Here is an 18,079-nt window from a genome sequence, read left to right on the forward strand (position 1 = left end):
ACGTATCAATAATACATCTAGTATACTTAAAATATCTTTAAGAAAGGCGACTCTGACCCTCAGGTAGCTAATGTTAACTACCGATATCGTACGTGAACCAAAATCAATGATGGCAATTGCTGACAACTTACCCCTCCATATTATTTAAAGCAATATCTGATAATAAAGAAAATCATGGGGCAAGTAAACTATAGCTAAAGTGGCTTAGGTTTACCTACAATTTGAAAAACAACAAATTCGTTATTCCGCTACTTGTTAGCGCCGCGGCGGTATGACGTAGGGAAACCTTCTTGGGTTAGCTATATCTGTTTTGCCACTCTGCTGAACGGATACTTTGAAAGTAGATCTATTATAGAATTGATATGAGCCTTATTTTACCCTAATCGTTTATAACCTTTGGCACTACGAAATACCCATGCTCAGGTTTTGTATTGGACAATATCTCTTCTTTAATGTTTTGAGAATTTATAACATCATCGCGTACATGAATGTCCTTGTCTATACTGCCATAACGCATAGGAGAAACACCTTCAGTATTAACTTGTAATAAAGTATCATGTATCCAATCCAGCATTGTCAGTTCTTTGGAGTAGTGATCAATCTCGTCATTTGATAACTTAATCCTTACAAGCTGTGCAATTTTAAGCATTTCTTCCTTGGTAATTGTTATTTTTCTCTTATTTGCAAATTCTATTAGTGAAGTAATAACGTCTTCTGTTGACTTAGCTGGCATCTTTACCTCCTTGGATGAAGTGAGTTAAAATATCTACGACCGAAACAACTTCTATTTTACCAGTTTTTTCAAGTTTGTGAAGTATAGTATCCGTAATCACTAATTTATCTAAAGAAGAGGAAGAAATTTTTTCAACTGCACTTCCTGAAAGCACGCCATGTGTGATGCATGAAATTACGGACTTTGCTCCGCAATTTTTTAAAGCAAGGGCTGCATTACACAATGTTCCACCAGAGTCAACTATATCATCAACAATGACACAATTTTTATTCGCAACTTCTCCTATTATGTTCATTACTTGAGATGTGCCTGCTTTCTCCCTATATTTATCTACTACAATAATCTTATCACTTAACCCTATCTTGTACTTTTCCTCTAAAGTCTTTGCAAAAGCACGTGCTCTGCCAATTGCTCCAACATCAGGTGCAACAATTGCCAAATTTTCCGTGTGTATACAGTCAACAAATGCTTCAAAGCAGTTCAAATTAGTTATCGGTACATCAAAGAATCCTTCAATTTGACTTGAGTGCAAATCAATCACTGCAACACTACTTGCACCTGCAGTTTGAATAAGATTTGCAACTAATTTGGCATTTAAAGCAGATTGCATATCATTGTTCTTGATAATTCTATCTTGTCTGCTATATCCATAATAAGGAATAATTACTACTATCCTTTTGGCTCCTAATCTATTTACTGCATCAATTATAAGCAGAAGCTCCATAAGGTTATCATTCACAGGGGGAGAAAGAGATTGTACTATGTATACTTCTTGATTATATAGATCATTTGCTACTTCTACATTTACCTCGCCATCGGTAAACTTTGATATCCAAGCAGAGGATGGTTGAACATCTAGCCGGTTAACTACTGATTCCCCTAATTCTTTACTAGCATTACCTATTATTATCTTCATAATATACCAATTGAGCTTGTAAGATTATACAGAAATTATGAAATAATTGAAATGTAAGTTTCTTTATCTAGCATTCTTGTCGGCAAATTAGGTACCTCTTGTACAATGACCTGTCATTTTCACGCATTGTTTCAATATACAGACCCAAATTGAAACAACTATACAAAATCCTGCTTATGTTTCAAGATAAATGACTTTAATGAAATATAATTTACCTTACCACTTCGTTTTGATTCTCCAGTTCAACATAGGATAAATTACTCATACATTCTCCTAGTATTTCCTCCTTTTTATCATTATCTAGTCCACTGCTAAACCCCTGACACTTTTTCTCAAGAGCTAAGCGTGTAGCTATCTTACTGTTTCAGACGATAATTCCGGCAACTCATTACGAATCTTTTCCTGCTCTTCCTCAGAGAAATTGCCAAGGTTTTCCCTGGCCATTTCAGAAAATTTTTGAGTAATCGTTTCTTTTATCATTCCACCAACTTCCTGTTTATTTAGTGTAATAACTACCGATGGATGCAAGCCAGATAAAGACTCAACCATTTTATTGTATGTTCCACCTGAAGTAAGTAAAATAGCGAGGTTTAAATGGCATTAAGATCAAAATTATTGGATGAAAAAGTGGTTCACTAATAATGAGAATTGGTATTAGCTATAGAAAACTTGTATAGATTTTTTCTACTTCTGTGATATCATAAGCCTGTAATGATAAAATAAGCAAATATGGATAAGTCAGCGTATGAGATCATAGAACATGAGTATGATGTGGTAGTAGTGGGTGCAGGTGGAGCAGGGCTCAGAGCAACGCTTGGGATGGCTGCAACTAATTTTTCAGTTGCCTGCATTTCTAAAATTTTCCCTACACGAAGTCATACAGTTGCAGCACAAGGCGGAATTAGTGCAGCTTTAGGTAATATTGGTGAAGACGATTGGCGCTGGCATGCATATGACACAATAAAAGGTTCAGACTGGCTTGGTGATCAAGATGCAATAGAATATATGTGTAAAAACGCTGCTAAAGCTGTTATTGAACTTGAAAATTTTGGCGTACCTTTTTCTCGTACAGAAGATGGCAAAATATACCAGCGCTCTTTTGGTGGAATGACAACTCACTTTGGTAAAGGAAAATCAGCGCAGCGCACTTGTGCAGCGGCAGATAAAACTGGGCACGCAATCCTTCACACTCTATATCAGCAGTGTCTTAAATTCAACGCTGAATTTTTTGTTGAATACTTTGTGATTGATTTAATTATGGATAGCGAAACCGGAGCATGCTGCGGAGTTCTTGCTTGGTCGCTATGCGACGGCACATTACATAGATTTCGCGCACATTCGGTGGTGCTAGCAACAGGTGGATATGGACGTGTTTATTTCTCTGCAACAAGTGCGCATACCTGCACAGGTGATGGTAATGGCATGGTGGTGAGAGCTGGGTTACCACTTGAAGATATGGAATTTGTACAATTTCATCCAACAGGAATATATGGCTCAGGGTGCTTGATGACAGAAGGGTGCCGTGGAGAAGGGGGGTACCTCGTTAATTCTCAGGGCGAAAAGTTTATGGAACGTTACGCACCAAAAGCAAAAGATTTAGCTTCCCGTGATGTGGTAAGTCGTGCAATAACAATTGAAATTAGAGAGGGAAGGGGAGTTGGACCGAAAAAAGATCACATGTATTTAACTATAGCGCATCTTGATCCGGAAGTAATAAAACTCAGATTGCCGGGCATCAGCGAAACCGCAAGAACTTTTGCTGGAGTTGATGTCACTAAAGATCCAATACCTGTTATTCCAACTGTTCACTACAACATGGGCGGCATTCCAACCAATTATCATGGAGAAGTGATCACGCTGAAGCAAGGTAAGGAAGAAGTGGTAGATGGACTATTTGCAATTGGAGAAGCTGCATGTGTCTCTGTGCACGGTGCAAATCGACTTGGTTCTAACTCACTTCTTGATCTTGTGGTTTTTGGTAGAGCTGCAGCGCTCAGAGCAAAAGAGAAACTAAAATCCGGTACACCACATAAAAAATTGAGCTCAGATTGTACAGATTGGATAATAGATAGGTTTAATAAAATGCGATTTGCTTCTGGGAAGCTCAAAGTAGCAAAAATACGCAGCGAAATGCAGAACACTATGCAAAAGTACGCATCAGTGTTCCGTGTTGCTGAAGTTTTAGAAGAAGGTAAAAAAGCTATAAAAAAGGTAGCAAAAATGATGCCTGATGTTTCACTTGAGGATCGCAGTATGATATGGAACAGTGATTTAGTTGAAGCACTGGAGCTTGCTAACATGATCCCACAAGCGGTTATTACCATGGAATGCGCAGCCAATCGAGAGGAGAGTAGAGGTGCTCATGCTCGTGAAGATTTTCCTGAGCGTGATGATAAAAACTGGATGAAACACACCATAGCGTGGCTTGAAGAAAAGAAAGGTCAAATTAACGTAAAAATTGATTATAAAAAAGTGGCTGAAAAAACTCTGAGCGATGAAATTGACTTCATCGCTCCGGAAAAGAGGGTATACTAGTTATATTGTTAACCCATCTGCGGGAGATTTTGTTGATGTATCTTTCATTTCACTTTTTGGATTTCTTGCACGCTTTGTCTGTCGGTCATTGTCAGTAGAGTTCTTTGTTTTATTAGTTAGTTTTTCAAAACATTTCTTAACACCACTAAACCCTAAAGTGAGAGCAAGACATGTAGCTATAGCAATAGCTGCGAGGAATAAAGCGGCAAGGGCCCCAATGTAACCCTGAGAGACACCATATGCTACAGCTGAAATGAAAATAACCGTTGTTATGGATATTAATGTTTGACGGGTTCTCTTTGCTGGATCTATGTACTTTCCAGCAGCAGATACTGCTTTTCCTGTAGTAGATGCTGTTTTTTCTATAAAAGAACCTGCTTTTTCAATGCCAGACTGACATTTTTTTGAAGCAGTTTTACAGTGGTATTTTTCCTCGAGTTTCTCCTTTAGCTCTCTAACCTTTTTTTGTGCTTCTTGTGTAATTCTTGGATATTCTTTTAAATTAAGTAAAGTTAGATAATACTTTTTAGTATCAAATGTTTGACCTTCCAACTCTAGAGAACAGGGATCAGCGCCCATTTCTAGCAGCATTGCACAAAACTTTGTTGTATTGCTACAACTAACTGTTGAATCAAAAATTGTTCCTTGCTTTAGATATTCAATTTTTTCTTTCCTTGCTTTTGTTTTTAGCACCGCTTGTAGAGGCGTGTCTTCTTTCTGGTTGGTAGCATTCATAGCTTCTCTCAATTTATCTTGAGATATCACTTCTTTTTCTACTAAATTCAAAATCAACTCCAAATATGCAACTTTTTGCTCTCCTTTAAGTAAAGCAATATGATGTAAAGCATTGTTGCCATTTGTGTCTTTCAGGCTAATATCCGCCCCTTTCTGTAGTAACTCCTCAAAAAGTTTTTTATCATTATTTTCAATTGCTGAATGTAATGGATTACTATCTGGAGTATTTATGGTATACCCTATAATTTCTTTAATTTTTGTTTCTGTATTGGTTTTTATTTCTGGTTCTAATTCAGACTTCTTTACTGACTCTGCCAATTTTTCTAAGAAGTTAAGATAATATATTTTTTGTTTTTCGCTTAACTCCTGTAATTCTTCTTTAGACAACTGCAAATCATCAATATTTGCTCCTAATTTGAGCAATTGTATAGCAGATACTATTGTATTGTCGTAGTGTGGTATAAGTTTTTTAAAAGGTGTTAAAGTTTTTCTAGGTGTAGTCTCAAAACTATGTTTTTCTTTTGTTACTTTACTAAGTAACAATGCTTGCAGTGGTGTTTGACCGTTGCCATTTTTATCGTTTACAGCTTTTTCAAGTTGTGCTTTAAGTTGCTCTTTTCCTTCCTCTTTTCCTTCCTTCTTACTCACATCTAGTACTGTATTTAAAAAATCAAACTTTTGTTTTTTCTCTAATTGTGTAACTATTAGGTGTAAAATATTATTTTCCTTTTCATCTTTTGCACTGCTAATATCCTTACAACCTTTCAGATATTCTTCAAATTTCTTGCGATTTCCATTTTTAATTGCTTTGAATATTGGCTGTTCCTCATCAGTATATTGAACATTGCTGTTCGTTATCCCGTTGGTTTTCTCCACTTCTTGGTTTTCATTTGCTGTGTAGGAAATTGGTATACCCGAAATGTGGTCTTTCTCATCAGCAGGATCATCTTCAGCTTCGCTACTGTTGCCGCTTTCGATTCCACTGTCTCCATTGTCAATCGTCATCCCGTTGTCTTTCTCTACTCCTTGCCCTTCACTTATTGTGTTAGCACTACTGATTGAATGCTTCTTACTAGCGTTATGATCATCTTCAGCATCGCTACTGTTGCCGCTTTCGGTTTCACTCTCCATACTCCCTCTACGACCAATTTCATTTTGATCAACGTTATCAGGATGATCTTTTTTGCTGCTCTTGTTAATAGCTTCTGAAATTACTTGTTCTATTTCCTCTTTTTTTGTTGGGTCTAGTTTTTTTGACTGTTTGATTTCTTTTTTCAATGCTGGAAGGAAGTGTTGAGTATAATACTTATAATATTTTTCTTGTTCTTCAGGTGATTCTCCTAATTTGGTTAACACTTCGGTTAATATCTTAGGACTAGCCCCTTCCTTGAACAATCCCTTGCATTTGTTGAGAGTCTTGTCTTTCCCAACTTCTGGGTGTAGGTGTTTGTGCTTTCCTTTTGTTACTTTTTTCGTTATAATGCTCAATAATTCATTGTTGTGTACTAACTCACTAGATGTAGAATTTTCTTTTGTCATACCAAAGCCTCACTAAAAACTAACTATTTGTGTATCTTTGTAGTTGTAAGTGTCAACAATTTGAGATTGAGAACTAACAACTAAAAAGCTAGATTTAAATTTTAAAATGTTGTATATGTAATTGAAATACAGGCAGAAGAGCGTTTCTGCTAGTATCATAGTTAAACCTCACTTCAACGATTATCTACTATTTTAAATGTTTAGTTTTAAGAAAGGATAAATATTGGTATATAGCTAAAGTGAACAGGTGCAAAATGTGCTATACCGCGGCGCTAACGAGTAGCGGAATGACGGCATATCAAATTGTAGCTAGCTATAGAACGTTCCCTACTAGCTTATTCATGAATTGACGTAGTATTGATACATCGCTCATTTTAGTAGCTGGGTTTTCTGTATATTCTGATTGACTTGATGATTTTTGTACCTCTTGCTCTTCTAAATCGTTGGACTTATTTTCTATATCCTTAACAGAGTTATTGCATTGTGTATCATTTTTTGGTGCGTTATCTTGAAGTGTAAGTTGCTTTTCTTCAGTAAACTTTCCTTTAATTTTTCCAAATCCTTCATAAATATTTTCTAAATTCAAGTAAATAAGATAACAAACTCCAATAACTGCTATAATAGATGAGGCAGTTGCAATTGTAATACTTCCTTGAGAAGCGCTGAATATTACCGCACAGGCTAAAGCAGTAAATACAAGCGTTGTCACTACTTTACAAACAACATTATTGACATACTTCACAATATCGCGTGCTTTTAACTTCTTGCCAAAATTGCACTTCAGTTCAGTTCTCATATCATCTGGAATAAGCGCTCTACCCATTGATTTCTCTATTCCTTTTATAATTTTATAATACTCTTTGCTCCATAATCTTTCGGGTAGTATTAACTGCTTTGGGTCAACACCATTTTGCACTAATTTTACACAAAACTTGATCGTGTTATCACGGCTCTTAGGATTGACCAAATTATGTTTATCTTTTGTCGTCTTAGTAATTAGCGCTACTTGTAGTGGTGTGCGTTCTTTTTCGTTAGTGGCGTTTGCAGCTTTACTAAATTTCTCTTTTTCCACCGAATTTAAAATCAACTCTAAACATGTAACTTTTTGTTCTCCTTTGAATGAAGCAATATAGTGCAGAGCATTTTTTTCATCTTTATCTTGCACGGTAATATCTGCACCGTTTTGTAAAAATAACTCTAAGGCTTTATATCTATTTGTTTTTTCAAATTTCTTAAGTGATCGGTTCTCACTCTTCTCTTGTATGCGCTGGAGTACCAGATGGAGCGGTGTTTGCCCTTCTTTTTTATCATTTACAGCTTTTATAAATTGTTCTTTTTGGCTTGCTTCTAGCAATATATGGAGAAGTTTAAGTTTTTGTTTTGTTTCAGGTTTAACAATCAAGTGTAAAGCATTATTATCATCTGTGTCTTTAAGGCTAATATCTGCCCCTTTTTGCAATAGTTCTTTAAAAAGTTCTTTATCATTATTTTTAATTGCTAAATGTAATTGATAATTATCATTACTATCTGGAGTATTTATGGTACGTGGTATAATTTCTTTAATTTTTGCTTCTGTATTGATTTTTATTTCTGGCTTTAATTTAGATTTCTTTCCTTGCTCTGCTAATTTTTCTAAGAAATTACGATAGTATGTCTTTTGCTCTTCTTTTAAGCCTTGTAATTCTTTTGTAGATAATCCTAAATTATCAGAGCTGGCTCCATGCTCTAACAATTTTGTAAGAAACTTAAGTGTGTTATCATTATTTTGGATCGTATGAGACTCATGTTTTTCTTTTGTTATCTTGTTAATTAGTGCCACCTGAAGAGCGTCCTGATTTTCACTATTAATGAGTTGTGCTAAATCTTCCTTGGTGACCGTTTTTATTAGGATACCCAGAAACTTGCATTTCTGTTTCTTTTCGAGCGATGCAATAAGGTGTAAAATATTATTTCCTTTTTCATCTTTTATGCTGCTAATATCCGTACAATCTTTTAGATATTTTCTAAATTTCCTGTTATTTCCATTTTTGATCGCTTTTAGTAATTGAACATTATTATTCGTTATTCCGTTGCTTATTTCTACTTCATGATCATCTTCAACATCGCTACCGTAGCCACTCTCTGTTTCACTGTCCCTACGATCATTTTGGTTGTGGGTAAAACAATATTTGCTATTATAAGTAATTTCTGAAATTGCTTGCTTTACTCGCTCTTTTGTTTCATTTGGTGTTTTTTTCGATCGTTCTATTACTTCATCTAGCACTAGAAGGAAGCATTGGACATAATACCTATAATATTTTTCTTGTTCTCTAAGTGATTCTTCTAATTTAGTTAATACTTCAGAGCTAGCACCTTCCTCAAATAACCTTTTGCACTTCTTGAGGGTTCCATCTTGACCTCTTGGTTTTTCACGCTTGTGTTTTTCTTTTTTTACCTTTCTCTCTATAGTGCCATACAATTGCTCGTCTTTTCTATCCTGCTCTCGCTTTTTATTTTTATCTATGCATTCGTCTAACTTATCTGCATTAGTAGCTAGTGCGCTTAGATCTATACCCATACTAAAACCCCAATATTAAAAGCTATTTAAGTTGTCAGCACTAAACTAACAACCAAGAAGTTTGACTTTTAAATTGAGCTAAACGTTGTATATGTGATCAAAATATAGGTGGAAAGGCAGAAAACTAGTTTCTATTAGAAAATCTGTTATCATAGTCAAATCCTCACTTGAACAGTTGTCTACTATTTTAACCATTTAATCTTAAAAAATAATAAATATAGCTAAAGTGAGTAACTGCAAAACGTGCTACTGGCTAAAATATAGCTAAACTGACTTACGACAATTTGAAAAACCGTCATTCCGCTACTCGTTAGCGCCGCGGCGGTATGACGGTCCGCTACGTGTTAGCGGAATCTATGCTGAGATACCGCGGCGGTATGACGGTTCGCGGCGGTATAGCTATAGGATAAGAAACTATAGCTGCAGATCGATGCTTTTATAAATCTTCCAGACTTGGTTTTTCTTTTAGTTTTTTAAGTCTTTCTTTATTTAGTATGGAGCTTATCTCTTCTACACTTTTATCAATATCATCATTGATTATTACATAATCATATTTATCACGTTTGCTTATCTCTTTTTGAGCTTCGGCTAATCTGCGCTCTATTTCATCCGCACTGTTGCTATTACGCTTTTGCAGGCGTAACCTCAGCTCTTCCATTGAAGGGGGAAGTATAAAAACACTTACAACTTTTTTTCTCATGAGCTTGAATAAGTGAAATGCCCCTTGCCAGTCTATGCTTAGTAAAACGCTTATTCCACTGCTTAAGTTTTGCTCTATAAAATCTCTTGGTATACCATAAAAATTCTCAAAAACTTTGGCGTATTCAAGCATCTGACCAGCTTCGCATAACTCGTGAAATTTTTCTTCGGTAACGAAAAAATAGTCTTTTCCATTTATTTCGCCAGAGCGAGGCTTGCGCGTAGTTGTAGAAACAGACCTAACTAAATTAGTTGATCGCTCAAGTAATTTTTCTGATATAGTAGTTTTTCCAGCTCCAGAAGGAGAGGATAGAACCAATAATATGCCCTCACTTTTTATGGTCATTTTTCTTTGCATTTTTTAACATGGCGCTTTTTGGATCAGAGTTTAAAAAGCTAGAACCTTCTAAATTAGAATTTGATAAGTTGGTGCCAATGAGAGAAGAGTTATCAAAGACAGTATAGCGCAAATCGGTTTTTTCAAGATTTGCCTTATTCAAATTAACGTTTACAAACTTTGCTCTACTCAATGTTGAATTAGAAAAATCAGCATTTTCTAAATTCATATTCTTAAATTCAAAGTAAGAATAATTTACATTAAATTTTTCACCCTGTGATATTTTCTCTTGCAAATCTCCAATTGAAGTTATAGCATTTTCTAACCCTGCAAGTTTTTTCTGCCCTTGATTGTCAATCAAAATTGAATTATCAAACTTGCAATCTGTTAAATGAGCATCAGCAACTGAACTTTTATATATGCTTGAAGAGTGAAAAGACATATCACTAATTGTTGAATTGCTCAAATTGCTAAGAAAAAAGCTAGTTTTCCTAAAGGCATTAGCGTGAAGCAAAGAAGATCTGAAATCGCTTTCAATAAAATTTGAATTAGTTACTTTTAAATTGGACCAGCTCGAATTATCAGCTAATAAATTAAAGAATGTTGAATTTTCTATTTCACTGGAATCAATATTATGGTGAAAAAGTGTACTGTTATAAACTTGAGAGTCTTGGATTTTTATCTTATACATTGAAGTTGTAGAAAGGTCTGAATCTTCTATCTTCGCAGAGGTGAATAGTGAATGGTCAAAAAATGAGCCATTCATGTTAGAATTTGCAACTTTAGTATTATGAAACTTTCCGTGACGAATGTCAGCATTAGAGACATTAACTTGATGCAGTTCACTAAAACTAAAATCAATATTGGATAAATCAGCATCCTGAAGACTTGCTCCAGAAACATATACATGTTTTATCTTGGAACCATTTAGTATAGATTGAACAAAACTTGAATTATCGTCATTCACATAGGAAATTTGTGTGTTGCTTAAATTAGCTTCGTCGAAGTTACTGTTAATTATGATAGAAGAATTAAGGCAGGCATCGGAAAGATTGCTACCTGTAAAGTCTGATTCTTTTAACTCTGCACCATATATGTTAGCATTTTTTAATGAAGAAAATTGTATCTTTAATTTATATGCATCCACTCCAAAGAAACTTGCATTATCAAGGTTATTTTTCTGCATAACAGTATCGTTTATTTCACTATCATTAAAATTTACGTAGCTAACATTCGAGTTTGATAAGTTGGAGAGATTCATTTGCACATTCGAGAAATTAGTATGCAAACCAATTACGTTGTGCATACTTACTTTTTTGAGATCGGAACTGATAAAATCAGCATAACTAACATGAGACTGATCAAATACGATATCTGTTAAGTTTGCAGAAACAAATTTTGTAAAACTCAAATTTGTACCTTTTATTTTAATGCCACGTAAATTAGCATTGGAGAAATTAGCACCACGTAAATCAACATCAATGAAAGACACGTCGGATAAATCGGTGTTAGAAAAATCAGCACCAATCAGACTTACTCCATCAAAAACAGATCCACTTAGGTACAATTGGCTAAAATTAGCTCCATTTAAGTTAGAGCCAAAACCTTTCTTAAAATCTTCTGGCACGCCCTCTTTGTGGCACTGCACCAAAAATTCAGCAAAGTCTTTTTTACTGTAAGATACGTATTTTGCATCATGTAGAGCGTTTAAAAAATCACTAATCTGATTTTTTTCATCATTTGTTTCGTTTCCATAACATAAATGACCAACTAAAATTAATATCAAAAATCTAATCATCTTGCTTATCGCACTGCGACTCATTGTTTTCTTTCGTTTTCACAGCCCAATCGTAAATTGCTGAGCTTTCTTTATTGTCTATTTTTCTATCCTCCAAAAGGTGTGGCATCATTTCGGCAATCGCATTTATTATATTGATCTGCTTTTTTTCGATTGCTATATCAATTGGGGATTGAAAATTATTATTAACTACTCTAAGATCAGCGCCTTGTAATAAGAGAAAGCGCACTATGTCTACCTCACCTTGTTTAACTGAATAAATGAGAGGAGTATCACCCAATTTATTTCTAAACCTTAGTATCTCTTGAGTTGTTAATCCAATTTTTTCTAGCTTACTCATTATTCCTCTTAAGCAAGGTAAGTTATTTTTCTTAATACAGTAAAAAAATTGCTTACTGTAATCATCAATAAATACAGTTGTAGGAAGATGCTCATTAAGGCTATCATATTGTCGTTTATATATTGACTTGCTTTGTATATCTTTATGACCCCATTCTTTTATTGGTTCTCTGTTTAGCTTTGTCCATTTTTGTAAATTTTTCTTTTCACTTTGCTCTTCTTCATCTTTTTTAGTTATAGGTTTTACTCTATTGCGGTCCTTAGAATTATTGTTTGTTTCTTTCACTTTTTTTTCTTCAAACTGATTCTCTACTTTTTCTTTTTTTCCCTCTAATAATTGACTCGCATCACTTTTTGAAAGTTCATTATCTTTTATATCAATCTTCTGATCAGCTTGTAGATTTTTTTGCGGGTCAGTTGTATTCTCATTTAAATCAGCACTTAAAGGCAAAGGCTCTGGTTTCAAATCTTTATTCACTTCTTTATTGGCCACATTTGGTAAATTTCGAGCAAATTCGCCTGTACTTTCTTCTAGCTGGTCATTTGGCAAACCTTTATCAATCCTTTCACCTTCACTTATAGTTTTTTCAACCACAGAAGCTTTATTCTCGTTTTGTTGCAGCTTCTCTTTATCGGTTACTCTTTTGCTCTCAGCCTCTTGTGTTTGTTTAGCATCGACGTTGCTTTTCAACTCATCTTTTTGATTTGTCCTATCTTGCTTCCTTACACCTACATTTTCGTTTTTATGAACTGATTCAATTTTCTTTTCTTCAAATTGCTCTACAGCAAATAGGCTCAGTGATCCAAATACAACAACTAATAATACAAAGTATAAAATACTCTTCATAAATATTCCAAGCATAAGCTTAATTAAGATGATACTATAATCAAATGATTAATCTACAGTAAAAAATGCCTTAGGATTTAATTTATAAAAAAACAATAGATTTTTTGTATCTGTTCAGGGGCATCGCAAATATTGAAGCAAAGTGGTCAGTGCTTACTGTACGAACATTGTGATTTGAGAGCAATCTCCGCTAGGGAGGATGTCATCCCAGTGCCCTGACTACTTGGATCCAGGAATTTTGATTAGAGATTAAGTTGGTGAGTATAAAAGTAGCTAACCTTATGTTAAAACACAATATTTTTGGTGAGGGGTTGTATTAAAAGCTGGATTCCAGTGTCGAGCACTGCCGTCATAAAGGAACCAGTGTCAGCTACTTGCATGACACCCTGACAACCGTCATCCCGCTACTTGTTAGCGGGATCTATGCTAAGAGATACCGCGAATGAATCGCGGTATGACGTAGGACTGCTGTCATTCCAGTCTGGAATCTAGTCTTTACTGGGGAGAAGAAACTCTCCTTCTACAGTGTATCCGTTTAGGGGAGGTATCTGTTCAGATGCATGGCTAATGTACAAATATTGAAACAAAAATTCCAGTGCTCCCTTTCTTGTCATCCCAGTGCCCAGACACTGGGATCCAGAAAACTTAACTTTAAATAAGTGGCTGCATAATAAACTACACATTAAACCTAAAGTGCATTATATCACCATCTTGTACGATATAATCTCTGCCTTCAAAGCGAATTTTTCCTGCGTCTTTGCAAGCTGATTCACTTCCATACTTTATGTAGTCTGCAAAGCTTATAGTTTCTGCTTTTATGAAGCCTTTCTCAAAATCAGTGTGGATTACACCTGCTGCCTTATCAGCTGTTGATCCTATTTTTACTGGCCATGCCCGTGCTTCTTTGGGGCCCACAGTAAAGAAAGTTATCATACTCAGCACTTCATACATAATACGCGCTACCCCATCAAGGCCTGATTCTTGTAAGCCAAATTCTGATAAAAAACTCTGTTTTTCCTCTTCACTATCAAGATTTGCAATATCTGCTTCAAGTTTTGCTGAAATGCAATAAAATTTGCTTTTATTTTCCTCCGCCATTCTCTCTACCTTTCTAGATAATTCATTGCCAGTTATAACATTTGTATCTTCAACATTGCAAACGTACATAACGGGCTTTGTTGTGAGCAATTGAAGCGACTTCATCTCGGCTTCGTCCATGTTTTCCAAACTTCTTGCAGGTTTACCGAGTTTTAAAGTAGCTAATACCTCTTGCATTAATTCAAGTTGTCTCTTTAGCTCTTTATCACCTTGTTTTGCTTTCTTTTCCAATTGAGGAAGCCTTTTTTCTATGCTGTCAATATCAGCTAGGATTAATTCCATTTCCACCACTTCAGCATCTGATATTGGATCTATTTTACTGTGTACATGGCTGATATCGTCATCCGTAAAGCACCTGAGCAGATGCACGATGGCATCAACTTCTCTGATATGGCTTAAAAATTTATTGCCGAGTCCTTCACCTTTGCTTGCGCCCTTTACAAGACCTGCAATATCCACAACTTCTAATTGATTATAAATTATCTTCTCTGAACCGGCAATTGCTGCGATTTGTTTCAAACGCTGATCTTTTATCGAAATCTTGCCTATATTTGGCTCGATTGTGCAAAAAGGATAATTTGCAGCTTCGGCTGCACTTGACTCTGTAAGTGCATTAAATAAGGTTGATTTTCCTATGTTTGGTAACCCAACTATACCACAGTTAAAGCTCATATTTGCTATTTAAAGCCATAATTATTGCACAATTTAAGAATTTCTGCTATACTTAATTAGTTACTTATTGACAGTTTTGTTGGTATAGTAATATATAGCTTAAATTAAGGTAAAAATTATGCTTCAATCTAGGGAACGGAAATTACCAACTAATAGCCAAGTAGTTAAGTATAATACTGCGGGCGATGGCAATTGTTTTTTTCATGCTGTGTTTGGTGATAATAGCTCTGGTCCATATAAAGCTGAAAGAGCGCAAGATATGAGAATGGAATGGCACAAATTTTTAAGTCAGTTTGAGTCATTGGATGATGCAAGTATGCCAGCTCCTTTAAGAGATCATCTAGAAAATGTTTTTAATATGTTTTTAAACAAGCCAGGGGATTTAACTGGTAAGTCTGATAGAATAAAGGAGTTGGTTGAGCAAACAAATAGGAAAATTAAAAATGCTGAAGGTAATGTGAAGAGGTTAGTAAGTAAAGCTGTTAGCAAATTTAATATATCGCATGATCAAGCTATGCGTGATTTAAGAGAATATGCAGAGGCCCTTGGTGAAAATGAGTACGATGTCCAATATAACAGTGAATTTATTACACGCTCATTTCTTGACAAACCTGAACTCTATCAAGCCTATCTAGAAGCAATAGAAAGTAAAAGTTATTTTCCTTTCATTGGAGAAATTAGTATGTTAGCTTCTTTAGCTAACATTGAAATTAATGTCTACTACAAAGATAATAATAGCGAGGAGCAAAAAAAGTTTGAGCCAGATCCACAAATGATAAATAATGATGATCAGTTAAATCAGGTATTTAATCGTGAGAGTTATAAATTAAATGACGAGTTATGGGGTAGTAAAGAGCGAGAAACAATATATCTTGGAGGGAATCATTACTCTAGAGCTGAAATTGTAACTCAAGAATTAATAAGACAGCAGCAAGAGCAAGAAGACTTTCTATTAGCAAAAAAACTTCAGGTAGATGAGATCTTGGAATATTGTAACGTTTCAAAGGATATCTCTGAGAGAGCAAAGGTTGAGAAGAGATTTGATGAGTTATTGGCAGAAAATGCTGATAGAAAAATTGATGTTGTTGTAGGGCAGTGCGTTAGTGATATAAAGCAATACATAGAGCGCTCTGAAGAGCAAGACTCTTTGAACCCATCGTGTGGTATTGAAGGAACAAGGGTGGAAAAAGCATTTCATCATCAGCAACCAATACTTGTAAAGTAAATTTTCATAGCCCTGTATATTTTTATATAGGGCTTTTGCAAGCATTTCATATAATATGAACTTGCAGTACATACTAACCTAAATGCAAGTTGACCATGAAACTAGTTTAATCATCGATGCCATAGAGAAATTTGGTGGTGAGGCTAGGCTTGTCGGCGGGTGTGTGAGAGACTCAATTTTGCAGCGTGATGTCCATGATATTGATCTCGCTACCAATTTGCTTCCTGATCAGGTGATGAAAGCGCTAAAACTCCGTAATATAAAAACTATTCCAACTGGCTTAAAACATGGAACTATAACTGCGATCTTAAATCAGAGGTCTTTTGAAATTACAACATTAAGGCATGATGTGAAATGTGATGGCAGGCATGCGAAAGTAGAATTTACTAATAATTGGCAAGCTGATGCTTCAAGGCGTGACTTTACATTTAACGCTCTATATGCAGATAAGCATGGCCATATATATGATTACTTTGGTGGTATAGAGGACTTAAAGGCGCGAAGGTTAAACTTTATAGGCAACGCTGAAGATAGAATTGAAGAAGACTATCTACGTATTTTAAGAGCATTTCGTTTTCATGCAAAAATATGTGTCGGAGATTTGAGTGATGAAATACTAAGCGTATGCAAAAAGCATTCGCATATGATCCAAAACCTCTCTGGAGAGAGAATAAGAGATGAAATACTTAAATTGCTGGAGTGCAATGATCCTTTTCCAACACTTAAGAGCATGCAAGAATCTGATGTTTTGCAAAAGATTATCCCAAAAGAAGTAAAATGCGAAATTCTGTCTTCGTCACTTCTTTTCGGCACTGATGCACTAGTAAAATTAGCGTTACTCCTTAGGACCACCAAAAATGACAGGCTAAGTCTTGGAGAATATGTAAGCAAATTTTTACGTCTTTCAAACAAGCAAAAGAAAAAGCTGCTATTTTTACTATCCAACGATATCAAAACAGAACTTTCAGAAAAAGAGCAAAAAAAATACATATCTTTATTTGGTAGAGAATTATATTGTGATTTAGTAAAAATTTGTGGTGTTAAGTCTGGAGAAAATGTTGATAAATACATTTCGTTTGCTAATACATTCAATATTCCAAAATTTCCTTTATCTGGCGATGATTTAATAAGTATAGGTCACCAGCCAGGAAAAAGTTTAGGTAGGAGCTTGGAATTGCTAAAACAACATTGGGAAGACAGCTCCTACACTTTAACAAAAGAGGAGCTGGTGCTTTATGCTAAGAGCCTACTCTAACTGCTTTCCAACTGTTCAATGAATGTATGCTTGCAATATTAGTGTGACTCATCGAGGAATTAGGTGTGTATTCTTTTTTAGCTTTTTCTGTTAATTGGTATTCGTTTACTCCTCCTTGAGTTTGATTACACATTTTCTGATCTGGAGATAAAAATTTATCTCTTATACTTGGTGTCAGTTGTAACTCTTGAATCTTATTTGAAAAACATTTCATTTTAGCCTCTGTTAATTTTCCTGTAACAATTTCTTTAAGTAATTCTCCTGAGTCGTTATTATTATTATTCTTGCTATTAAAGCTGTACAAGATAGAGTCTACAATCTTATTTACCCCTTCTTGTTTGTTAAATTCTAATTTTTTTACACATTTTACAACAGAAGATGACAACTTGGCTTTTAACGTGCCATCTCGTGGTTCTTTACCTACATTTTCTCCAATGTTACAATGTTTGTTGACAACTTCTTTAACCTTGGCTTCTATGATCTCCCTTGCGGATTGTTTTAAATTACTTTCTAATAATTTAAGTAATTCTTTACTTTCAAATTTTCCACTATTTTTATTTGATAGAGATTTTATGGTTTCATCAAGCACGTTATGGCAAAAGTGCTTTTCTTTAAATTCAGGAAAACCTTTTTTTAACTCCTCGTTTTTCCTAGATAAAAAGTCATCAAGATTCTTATCCCTAAAAAGCTTATAGAAAACCTTTGAAACGTTTGACTGAGTTGATTTCATAGAATAATTAGGGAGTGTTAAATAAACTGTGTCAAACCGAAAAAAAAGTAATAAATTGATATAA

14 protein-coding genes are annotated in these 18,079 nt (G+C 34.9%); 3 read left to right on the plus strand and 11 right to left on the minus strand.

Annotation, left to right across the window (positions count from 1 at the left end; genetic code table 11):
• Positions 1–379: 379 nt before the first annotated feature.
• From gatC to AAGD68_RS03180, 3 genes are all read right to left on the minus strand, one after another.
• Positions 380–733 (minus strand): Asp-tRNA(Asn)/Glu-tRNA(Gln) amidotransferase subunit GatC, encoded by a 354-nt coding sequence (gatC, locus tag AAGD68_RS03170; RefSeq protein WP_065094978.1) that lies wholly within the window; start codon positions 731–733, stop codon positions 380–382.
• Entirely contained in the window at positions 723–1,649 is a 927-nt protein-coding gene (locus tag AAGD68_RS03175) for a ribose-phosphate diphosphokinase (protein WP_253309402.1), read from the minus strand. Before AAGD68_RS03175 ends, gatC begins: the two co-directional genes overlap by 11 nt.
• Positions 1,650–2,000: 351 nt before the next feature.
• A complete protein-coding gene (locus AAGD68_RS03180) occupies positions 2,001–2,198 on the minus strand; it encodes a hypothetical protein (RefSeq protein WP_264688305.1) in 198 nt (65 codons plus the stop codon).
• A 180-nt stretch (positions 2,199–2,378) separates the two neighbouring features.
• Here AAGD68_RS03180 and sdhA point away from each other — a divergent pair, with 180 nt between their 5' ends.
• Entirely contained in the window at positions 2,379–4,184 is a 1,806-nt protein-coding gene (gene sdhA / locus AAGD68_RS03185; RefSeq protein WP_253309404.1) for a succinate dehydrogenase flavoprotein subunit, read from the plus strand.
• Here the strand turns inward: sdhA and AAGD68_RS03190 are convergent, their stop codons facing one another.
• From AAGD68_RS03190 to ychF, 7 genes are all read right to left on the minus strand, one after another.
• Positions 4,185–6,458: an ankyrin repeat domain-containing protein gene (locus AAGD68_RS03190; protein WP_341814373.1), complete on the minus strand. Its 2,274-nt coding sequence runs from the start codon at positions 6,456–6,458 to the stop codon at positions 4,185–4,187.
• Positions 6,459–6,771: 313 nt separating this feature from the next.
• Positions 6,772–9,015, minus strand: a complete 2,244-nt coding sequence (locus tag AAGD68_RS03195; RefSeq protein WP_341814374.1) for an ankyrin repeat domain-containing protein — start codon at positions 9,013–9,015, stop codon at positions 6,772–6,774.
• A 436-nt stretch (positions 9,016–9,451) separates the two neighbouring features.
• A complete protein-coding gene (gmk, locus tag AAGD68_RS03200) occupies positions 9,452–10,060 on the minus strand; it encodes a guanylate kinase (RefSeq protein WP_253308926.1) in 609 nt (202 codons plus the stop codon).
• Complete coding sequence (locus AAGD68_RS03205; RefSeq protein ID WP_253309928.1) at positions 10,044–11,849, minus strand: pentapeptide repeat-containing protein; 1,806 nt, start codon at positions 11,847–11,849, stop codon at positions 10,044–10,046. Before AAGD68_RS03205 ends, gmk begins: the two co-directional genes overlap by 17 nt.
• Complete coding sequence (locus tag AAGD68_RS03210; RefSeq protein WP_341814375.1) at positions 11,842–13,035, minus strand: ankyrin repeat domain-containing protein; 1,194 nt, start codon at positions 13,033–13,035, stop codon at positions 11,842–11,844. Before AAGD68_RS03210 ends, AAGD68_RS03205 begins: the two co-directional genes overlap by 8 nt.
• A 488-nt stretch (positions 13,036–13,523) precedes the next feature.
• Complete coding sequence (locus AAGD68_RS06765; RefSeq protein ID WP_410529701.1) at positions 13,524–13,718, minus strand: hypothetical protein; 195 nt, start codon at positions 13,716–13,718, stop codon at positions 13,524–13,526.
• The gene (gene ychF / locus AAGD68_RS03215) at positions 13,711–14,805 is read right to left on the minus strand and encodes a redox-regulated ATPase YchF (RefSeq protein ID WP_253308924.1); all 1,095 of its coding nucleotides are present in this window, start codon (positions 14,803–14,805) and stop codon (positions 13,711–13,713) included. The genes AAGD68_RS06765 and ychF overlap by 8 nt, the downstream gene beginning before the upstream one ends.
• Before the next feature lie 118 nt (positions 14,806–14,923).
• On the opposite strand from ychF, the gene AAGD68_RS03220 reads away from it, so the two are divergent.
• Both AAGD68_RS03220 and AAGD68_RS03225 read left to right on the plus strand, forming a co-directional pair.
• A complete protein-coding gene (locus AAGD68_RS03220) occupies positions 14,924–16,030 on the plus strand; it encodes a hypothetical protein (RefSeq protein ID WP_341814376.1) in 1,107 nt (368 codons plus the stop codon).
• 82 nt (positions 16,031–16,112) lie between these two features.
• Positions 16,113–17,285, plus strand: a complete 1,173-nt coding sequence (locus AAGD68_RS03225) for a CCA tRNA nucleotidyltransferase (RefSeq protein ID WP_341814377.1) — start codon at positions 16,113–16,115, stop codon at positions 17,283–17,285.
• Here the strand turns inward: AAGD68_RS03225 and AAGD68_RS03230 are convergent.
• Positions 17,269–18,015, minus strand: a complete 747-nt coding sequence (locus AAGD68_RS03230) for a hypothetical protein (RefSeq protein WP_265044901.1) — start codon at positions 18,013–18,015, stop codon at positions 17,269–17,271. The genes AAGD68_RS03225 and AAGD68_RS03230 overlap by 17 nt on opposite strands.
• Positions 18,016–18,079: the final 64 nt, after the last annotated feature.

It is taken from the genome of Wolbachia endosymbiont (group A) of Machimus atricapillus (assembly GCF_964027095.1).
Taxonomy (GTDB): Bacteria; Pseudomonadota; Alphaproteobacteria; order Rickettsiales; family Anaplasmataceae; genus Wolbachia.

What these genes read in the sequence shown, in the direction of transcription:
- gatC (WP_065094978.1), bottom strand. Translation starts at nt 733, where the DNA reads ATGCCAGCTAAGTCAACAGAAGACGTTATTACTTCACTAATAGAATTT.
- AAGD68_RS03175 (WP_253309402.1), bottom strand. Translation starts at nt 1,649, where the DNA reads ATGAAGATAATAATAGGTAATGCTAGTAAAGAATTAGGGGAATCAGTA.
- AAGD68_RS03180 (WP_264688305.1), bottom strand. Translation starts at nt 2,198, where the DNA reads ATGGTTGAGTCTTTATCTGGCTTGCATCCATCGGTAGTTATTACACTA.
- sdhA (WP_253309404.1), top strand. Translation starts at nt 2,379, where the DNA reads ATGGATAAGTCAGCGTATGAGATCATAGAACATGAGTATGATGTGGTA.
- AAGD68_RS03190 (WP_341814373.1), bottom strand. Translation starts at nt 6,458, where the DNA reads ATGACAAAAGAAAATTCTACATCTAGTGAGTTAGTACACAACAATGAA.
- AAGD68_RS03195 (WP_341814374.1), bottom strand. Translation starts at nt 9,015, where the DNA reads ATGGGTATAGATCTAAGCGCACTAGCTACTAATGCAGATAAGTTAGAC.
- gmk (WP_253308926.1), bottom strand. Translation starts at nt 10,060, where the DNA reads ATGACCATAAAAAGTGAGGGCATATTATTGGTTCTATCCTCTCCTTCT.
- AAGD68_RS03205 (WP_253309928.1), bottom strand. Translation starts at nt 11,849, where the DNA reads ATGATTAGATTTTTGATATTAATTTTAGTTGGTCATTTATGTTATGGA.
- AAGD68_RS03210 (WP_341814375.1), bottom strand. Translation starts at nt 13,035, where the DNA reads ATGAAGAGTATTTTATACTTTGTATTATTAGTTGTTGTATTTGGATCA.
- AAGD68_RS06765 (WP_410529701.1), bottom strand. Translation starts at nt 13,718, where the DNA reads ATGTGTAGTTTATTATGCAGCCACTTATTTAAAGTTAAGTTTTCTGGA.
- ychF (WP_253308924.1), bottom strand. Translation starts at nt 14,805, where the DNA reads ATGAGCTTTAACTGTGGTATAGTTGGGTTACCAAACATAGGAAAATCA.
- AAGD68_RS03220 (WP_341814376.1), top strand. Translation starts at nt 14,924, where the DNA reads ATGCTTCAATCTAGGGAACGGAAATTACCAACTAATAGCCAAGTAGTT.
- AAGD68_RS03225 (WP_341814377.1), top strand. Translation starts at nt 16,113, where the DNA reads ATGCAAGTTGACCATGAAACTAGTTTAATCATCGATGCCATAGAGAAA.
- AAGD68_RS03230 (WP_265044901.1), bottom strand. Translation starts at nt 18,015, where the DNA reads ATGAAATCAACTCAGTCAAACGTTTCAAAGGTTTTCTATAAGCTTTTT.